This is a genomic window from Allosphingosinicella sp. (assembly GCF_036387215.1).
Taxonomy (GTDB): Bacteria; Pseudomonadota; Alphaproteobacteria; order Sphingomonadales; family Sphingomonadaceae; genus Allosphingosinicella.
Genome location: NZ_DASVUE010000055.1, coordinates 1 through 7141, shown reverse-complemented (window position 1 = coordinate 7141; position 7141 = coordinate 1). Strand labels below are relative to the sequence as shown.

Genomic DNA, 7141 nt, shown 5'->3' with positions numbered 1-7141 from the left:
GCGAGCGCCTTGGCGATCATCACGCGGCGCTTCATGCCGCCCGACAGCTCCTTGATCTTCTCCTTGCGCTTGTCCCAGAGCGAAAGGTCCTTCAGCACCTTCTCGATGAAGGCCGGGTTCTTCGGGCGTCCGAACAGGCCGCGGCTGAAGGTGACGGTATCCCACACCGCCTCGAATGCATCGGTGTTGAGCTCCTGCGGCACCAAACCTATCAACGTGCGCGCCCGCCGATAGTCACGGATGATGTCGTGCCCCGCCACCAGCACCGCACCGGAACTTGGCGTCACAAGCCCGCAGACGATGCTGATCAGCGTCGTCTTGCCGGCACCGTTGGGACCCAGCAGCGCGAAAATCTCTCCCTGCCGGATGTCGAGGTCGACCGCCTTCAGCGCCTGGTGCCCCGAGGCATAGGCCTTGGTGAGGCCCGAGATGGAGATGACCGGCTGCATGTCTATTGCGTCGGAGGAACGGGCGGTTCCTCCGTTCCTTTTTCCAGCTGCATGCCGTGCCGCATCAGCATCGGCACGTTGGCGAGCGCGAAGATGAAGGTCGCGGGAAGGGCGCCCCAGAGCTTGAAACCGACCCAGAAGTCGGTGCTGGAGTTTCGCCACACGGCCTCGTTCACCAGCGCCATGGCGACGAAGAACAGGATCCAGTTGCGCGTCAGCAGCTGCCAGCCGCGGTCCGAAAGGCCGGGATAGGCTGAGCCGAGCACCGTCTCCAGGAGATTGCGGCGCGTCACGACGCCGAACGTCAGAAGGCCGGCCGCCACCAGATAGTAGATGGTGGGCTTGAGCTTGATGAAGGTCTCGTTGTGCAGCCAGAGGGTGATGCCGCCCAGCACCATCACCATCACGCCGGAGAAGAGCAGCATCGGCGAGATGTGGCGGTAGCGGATCTGCGAGATCACCATCGCCACGATCATCGCCGCCATGAAGGCGCCGGTCGCGTAGAAGATCTTGAGCACGTCCGGGACCGGCGCGAAGCCGTTGACGAGGAAGAAGACGAGCAGCGGCCCCAGATCGATCGCCAGCTTGGCGCCGGTGGAAGCCTTCCTTTGTTCGCTGTCTTTCACTGCAACTCCTCGTCCGTGGCGCCGGCGATCGCCTGGCCCGCTTCTTCAGGGTCGAACGGGCGCAGATCGTCCATGCCTTCCCCAACCCCGATCGCGTGGATCGGAATTCCATATTGCTGAGCGGCCGCGACCAGAACGCCGCCACGGGCGGTGCCGTCGAGCTTGGTCATCACGAGACCGGTCACGCCCGCGACTTCCTTGAATACCTCGATCTGATTGAGCGCATTCTGCCCCGTCGTCGCATCGAGCACGAGAACGACGTCGTGCGGCGCGGCAGGATTGAGGCGGCCGAGCACGCGGCGGATCTTGGCGAGCTCGTCCATCAGACCCGTCTTGTTCTGGAGCCGGCCGGCGGTATCGACGATCAGCACGTCGATCCCCTCGGCAGTCGCTTTCTTGACGCCGTCGAACACGATCGCCGAGGCGTCGCCGCCCTCGGGGCCGGTGATGATGGGCACGCCGATTCGCTCCGCCCAGATCCTGAGCTGCCCGATCGCCGCCGCCCGGAAGGTATCGCCGGCGGCGAGCAGCACCGAATAATCCTGCTCCAGGAACAGATGTGCGAGCTTGGCGATGGTGGTGGTCTTGCCGGAACCGTTGACGCCGACGACGAGGATCACCTGCGGCCGCGGGAAGGCGTCGATCTCGAGCGGCACCGCAACAGGCGCAAGGATCTTCGACAGCTCGTCGGCAACGACCAGCTTTACGCCCGCCTCGCTGAGCCCGCGCTCGAACCGCTCCCCTGCCAGTCGATCCCGCACCCGCGCGGCCGCTGCGGGACCGAGGTCGGAGGCGATCAGCGCCTCTTCGATGTCGTCCAGCGTCTGAGGATCGAGCGCAGCCTTGGTGAAGAGCCCGGTAAGGTTCTCACCAAGGCGCTCCGATGTCTTCTGGAAGCCGCCGCGAAGCCGGTCGAGCCAGGGAGTCTCGCTCAAGCCGCCTCTCCGATCAGCATTCCGTTCTCGACCCCGCTCACGACCACCTCTACAATCTCTCCAACACGGTCGCTCCGGATACGCACCGGCGCGAAATTCTCCGAATGACCGGTTTCGCCCCGTTCGACCAGCACCCGCTGCCGGCTGCCGACCATCCCCTGCAGCCACGACGACTTACGCCGCGCCGTCGCCTCCCGGAGCCGCCGCGCCCGCGCCTTGATCGCCTCCACAGGCACCTGCGGCACCCGCGCTGCCGGCGTGCCCCGCTTCGGCGAATATGGGAAGATGTGCCCCATCACGATGTCGCAGTCGTCGATCAGCCGCAGGCTGTTCTCGGCCATGTCCTCGGTCTCGGTCGGAAAGCCGGCAATGAGATCCGCTCCGATCGCGATCTCAGGCCTTTTCGCCTTCAGTCGCGCGACGGTCTCCACCGCCTGCGCGCGGCTGTGGCGGCGCTTCATGCGCTTCAGGATCATGTCGTCGCCAGCCTGGAAGCTCATATGGAGGTGCGGCATGAAGCGCGGCTCGTGGCAGATGATCTCCTCCAGCCGCTCGTCAATCTCGACGCTGTCGAGCGACGAGAGCCGGAGCCGGGGAAGGGCAGGGACGCTCTTCAGGATGCGCTCGATCAGCAGCCCGAGGCTCGGGCTTCCGGGAAGGTCCGGCCCGTAGCTAGTGACGTCGACGCCGGTCAGCACCACCTCGCAATAGCCTTCGTCCACCAGCGCCTTGATCCGCTCCACCACCGCGCCCGCCGGCACCGAGCGGCTGTTCCCGCGGCCATAGGGGATGATGCAGAAGGTGCAGCGATGATCGCACCCGTTCTGCACCTCGACGAACGCGCGCGAATGTTCGGCAAAGCCTGTGACGAGATGAGGCGCCGTCTCCCGGACCGCCATGATGTCGGAGACGCGCACGCGATCCGCCGCTCTCCCGAAGCTCTCCCGCTCGAACTTCTCCCGATTGCCGAGCACGCGAGAGACTTCCGGCATGGCCGCGAACGTCTCCGGCTCCACCTGGGCCGCGCAGCCGGTCACGATCACGCGCGCCTCGGGCCGCGCCCGCTTCGCCCGCCGGATCGCCTGGCGCGTCTGCCGCACGGCCTCGTTGGTGACCGCGCAGCTGTTGACGATGACGAGATCCTCCTCGTCCGCCGCAAGCATCCGCATCGCCTCGCTCTCCGCGGCGTTGAGGCGGCAGCCCATGGTGATCACGTCCAAACTCACAAGGCGATCTCACCGCTGAACACGTGCGTGGCGCCGCCCCGCATCCGGATCGACCCGCCAGGGACCCACTCGATGCTGAGCGAACCACCCGGGAGCCGCACTTCGGCCGGCGATCGGACGAGCTTCCGGCGAATTGCCGCGACGGCGGTGGCGCAGGCGCCGGTTCCGCAAGCCTGGGTAAGGCCCGCACCGCGCTCCCAGACACGAAGCCTGATCGCTCCACCTTCGATCGAGGCGGCATTGACGTTCACCCGGTCGGGGAAGAGGGGGTCGCCCTCGATCTGCGGCCCAAGCCGCTCAAGCTCTACCCCGTCTGCATCCTCGACGAAGAAGATCACGTGCGGATTGCCGACATTCACCGCCGCAGGGTTCTGCAGCTCCTCCCATCCGACGGGCATCGCAGCCGTGTCCATGGGGTAGGCGAGGGGGATCTCGTCCCACTCGAAGCGGGGGACGCCCATGTCCACCCTCGCTTCGCCGTCAGCGGTTGATCCGGCGAGCGTGCCGCCGAGCGTCTCGATGCTGGTCTCTCCGCCTTCCAGCAGCGCCACGCACCGCGCCGCATTGCCGCACGCCTCGACCTCCCCGCCATCGGCGTTGAAGATCCGCATCTTGAGGTCGGCGCATTCGGAGGGCTCGAGCAGGATCAGCTGGTCGCAGCCGACCCCGGTCCGGCGGTCCGCCACGGCCCGCGCACGCGCCGCGTCCATGGCGAGCGGCTCACGGCGCGCATCGAAGATGACGAAGTCGTTGCCGAGGCCGTGCATCTTGTGGAACCGCCGCATCATAGGCGCGCGATCTAGGGAGTAGCGCCTCCCAAGTCCACCGGCGCCCCCGGCTCAGGCGGTGCGGCGGAGCGCCTCGCCATGCTCCACCGGCGCCTGCCTTGAGCGGGCGCTCGGCAGAAGCCCCTTCTTCGCGAGCATCTTGCGCACTTCCGCGATCGGCAGCGGCTTGCCGTAGAAATAGCCCTGGCCCTTATAGCTTCCGATCTGCCGAAGCCGCGCCTCGATCAGCCGGTCCTCGATCCCCTCGGCCGTCACAGCGAGGTTGAGGCTGTCGGCCAGCTTCGTGATCGCGTTCACGATCGCAGCGCTTTCCGAATTCTCGTTCAATGACATGACGAAGCTCTGGTCGATCTTGATGCGATCGAACGGCAGCGCCCGAAGGTGGGCAAGCGAGGAATAGCCGGTGCCGAAATCATCGAGTGCGATGCGGATGCCCTGGTTCTTGAGGCTCCCGACGATCGACTGGGCAAGCCCGAGATTCTCGAACAGCGAGCTCTCGGTGATCTCCACCTCCAGCCGCTCGGCCGGAAAGCCGGTTTCCACCAGCAGCTTCACGATCTTCTGCGAAAGCCACGGATCTTTGAGCTGCGCCGGCGAGATATTGACGGAAAGGGTCAGCCCCTGATCCCAGCCCCGCGCCTCCTGGAAGGCCTGGCGCATTACGGACATGGAAAGGTCGCCGATCAGCCCGCATTCCTCCGCGACTCCGATGAATTCGACCGGCGGCACCAGCCCAAGCTCGGGATGCTGCCACCGGGCGAGCACTTCGAAGCCGTGGAGGCTGCCGGTAACGAGATCGATCTGCTGCTCGAAATAGGGGACGATTTCGTGCCGCGGGATCCCTGCGCGAAGCCCCGCCTCCGTACTGTTCCGCTTCTGGAGTTCGCGCTCCATGCTCCCGTCGAACCAGACGAAACGGCCGCGCCCCGATTTCTTGGCCGCGTACATGGCGATGTCGGCGCGCCGAAGCAGGGCATCGACGGTGGTGCAATCCACATCGGAGCGCGCAACGCCGACCGAACTGCTGACATGGATGTGCACGCCAGCCAGTTCGAACGGCCTCCCAAGCCGCGCCACGATCTGCTCTGCGACCGAATCGACGCTCGCGGCGGCGTCGGTGTCGAACGGGAAGGCGGCGGCGAATTCGTCGCCGCCCAGGCGTGCGGAGACGGCTCCCTTGGGCAGCGCCTTGGCGATCACCTGCGCTGTGGTGCGCAGCAGGTTGTCGCCCGTCAAATGGCCGTGCACGTCGTTGATCGTCTTGAAGCCGTCCAGATCGACGATCAGCATTGCCACCGACCGGCCCTTCTTGCTCCCTGCGAGCAGCTCCTCCACCGCCTCTCCGAAGGCGCGGCGGTTGAGAAAGCCGGTCAGCGGATCGGTCGAAGCAAGCGACTGGGCGCGCTTCTCCGCCGCCGTCCGCTCGATCACCTCGCGCTTCGCATCGCGCCACTTCCGAGCGCCGTAGATCGTGAGTGCGACGTTCAGCAGCAGGAGCGAGATGACCAGGCTGCTGTTGTGGGAGCTCAAATGCAGCAGCTTGTCGCGGAGCGTGTTGAAATAGTAGTTCCCGACCGCGGCGAGCACCAGCAGGGTGCCGACCGCAATACCGATGATGACGAAATCGTCCTGGCCGGACTGATCCGTTTCGATCCCCTTGTTCGAAAACATGCTCGCCATGCTTGCGTAGCTCTCCCTGCCCCAGGGCAGCGTCTATGGAGGCCTCGTGAAGAAGGGGTTAAGCCGGTTTTTCCCCGCGGCGTGGATGAAGCTCCACAGCCCGGGAAATCTGGTGTAGGAGCCGAGACTACCGGGGGGTAGCGTTGGGGAAAAGATGCTGAAGCAGGCCGGCCATTTTACCGCGGATCAAGACCTGGGCGGCGGCGCAAGGGCAGCGGAGCGCCTGCTCCGCGCGGCTCCCGCGCATTTCGAGAGCGTCTCCGAGCCCCGATCTTCGGGCGGCCTCTCTCCAGCTGCCGATGTGACGGATAAGACCGCGTCCTCCTCCGGGAGTGGAATCGCGGGTCGCCTCCCCGATCTCGGCGTGGCGATCAAGTCGATCGTCGCCTTCTGGCTGACCTATATGGTGCTGATCACCCTGCGGGCGATCGTGATCCAGCAGCCGGATTTCTGGGAGATGGTCGCACGGCGCGCGGTGGCGATGTTTTGCGGGATGGGCATCACCTTCGTCGTGTACCTGATGCTCCGGCCGCTGGCCTCGGCGACACTCAACCGTAAGGCGACGATCGCCGGGCTCCTGTGCCTGCCGGCCTCGATGGTCTTCGCGACGGTCAACTATGCGCTCTTCTACGTCTATGCGCCGCTCGATGCCGCAAGGCTGAGCATGTGGAAGATGAAGGGAATGTCGCCCGCCGAGATCGCCTTGAATGCGATCGCCGAAGGGACCTTGTCCTGGTACTTCCTCTTCGCGGCCTGGGCGGCCGTCTATGTGGCGATGAGCTATGCCGCGCAGCTTCGGGCGTCGGACCGGCGGGCGGCGGCGTTCGCCCGGGAAGCGCAGGAGGCGCAGCTCCGCGCCCTTCGCTACCAGATCAACCCGCACTTCCTGTTCAACACGCTGAACTCGCTGTCCTCGCTGATCCTGGCGCAGCGCACCGACACCGCCGAACAGATGATCATGAACCTGTCGACCTTCTTCAGGACGACCCTCTCGGCCGATCCCACCGCCGACGTGTCGCTCGAGGAAGAGATACGATTGCAGCGTCTCTATCTCGATATCGAGCAGGTGCGCTTTCCGGAACGGCTGAGGGTGGAGATCGACATCCCGCCCGAGCTCGGCAATGCCCGGGTGCCCGTCCTGATCCTGCAGCCGATCGTCGAGAATGCGATCAAATACGGCGTCGCCCGCTCGAAGCGCCCGGTGACGATCCGGATTTCGGCGGAGGAGGAGGCGGGGCGCCTCCACATCGAGGTGACGGACGACGGCGACGTGATGGCGAAAGATCCCCTCGGCTCGCACGGAGAGGGCGTCGGCCTGGCGAACGTCTGCGACCGACTCACCGCTCGCTACGGGGATGACGCTGCCTGCTCCCATGGTCAGGATCCCGAAGGCGGATATACCACCCACATCGCGCTGCCGGTGGTGCGAAATGGCTG

At 65.7% G+C, this 7141-nt stretch carries 6 protein-coding genes and 1 pseudogene; 1 reads left to right on the top strand and 6 read right to left on the bottom strand.

Annotated elements, in window-relative coordinates; all coding sequences use genetic code 11:
- The 6 genes and pseudogenes from VF662_RS02700 to VF662_RS02675 form a co-directional block, all read right to left on the bottom strand.
- Nucleotides 1-449, bottom strand: a 449-nt coding sequence (locus VF662_RS02700; protein ID WP_464137404.1) for an ABC transporter ATP-binding protein, incomplete at its 3' end; no start/stop codon positions are given.
- A gap of 2 nt (nt 450-451) precedes the next feature.
- Nucleotides 452-1075, bottom strand: a complete 624-nt coding sequence (locus tag VF662_RS02695; RefSeq protein ID WP_464137402.1) for a septation protein A — start codon at nt 1073-1075, stop codon at nt 452-454.
- Entirely contained in the window at nt 1072-2010 is a 939-nt protein-coding gene (gene ftsY, locus VF662_RS02690) for a signal recognition particle-docking protein FtsY (RefSeq protein ID WP_464137400.1), read from the bottom strand. The genes VF662_RS02695 and ftsY overlap by 4 nt, the downstream gene beginning before the upstream one ends.
- Nucleotides 2007-3215 carry a tRNA (N(6)-L-threonylcarbamoyladenosine(37)-C(2))-methylthiotransferase MtaB gene (mtaB, locus tag VF662_RS02685; RefSeq protein WP_464137406.1) on the bottom strand — a complete coding sequence of 403 codons (1209 nt, stop codon included), beginning with the start codon at nt 3213-3215 and terminating at the stop codon, nt 2007-2009. Before mtaB ends, ftsY begins: the two co-directional genes overlap by 4 nt.
- Nucleotides 3211-4024 (bottom strand): annotated as a pseudogene (gene dapF, locus VF662_RS02680) (diaminopimelate epimerase); the annotation flags it as partial. The gene mtaB and the pseudogene dapF, both read right to left, overlap by 5 nt.
- Before the next feature lie 51 nt (nt 4025-4075).
- Nucleotides 4076-5704: a putative bifunctional diguanylate cyclase/phosphodiesterase gene (locus tag VF662_RS02675; RefSeq protein ID WP_464137398.1), complete on the bottom strand. Its 1629-nt coding sequence runs from the start codon at nt 5702-5704 to the stop codon at nt 4076-4078.
- Nucleotides 5705-5858: 154 nt separating this feature from the next.
- On the opposite strand from VF662_RS02675, the gene VF662_RS02670 reads away from it, so the two are divergent.
- A partial coding sequence (locus tag VF662_RS02670) for a sensor histidine kinase (RefSeq protein ID WP_464137396.1) occupies nt 5859-7141 on the top strand: 1283 nt, incomplete at its 3' end.

Excerpts from the sequence above, each read along its gene's own strand:
- VF662_RS02675 (WP_464137398.1), bottom strand. The coding sequence starts at position 5,704 with ATGGCGAGCATGTTTTCGAACAAGGGGATCGAAACGGATCAGTCCGGC.
- mtaB (WP_464137406.1), bottom strand. The coding sequence starts at position 3,215 with ATGGGCTGCCGCCTCAACGCCGCGGAGAGCGAGGCGATGCGGATGCTT.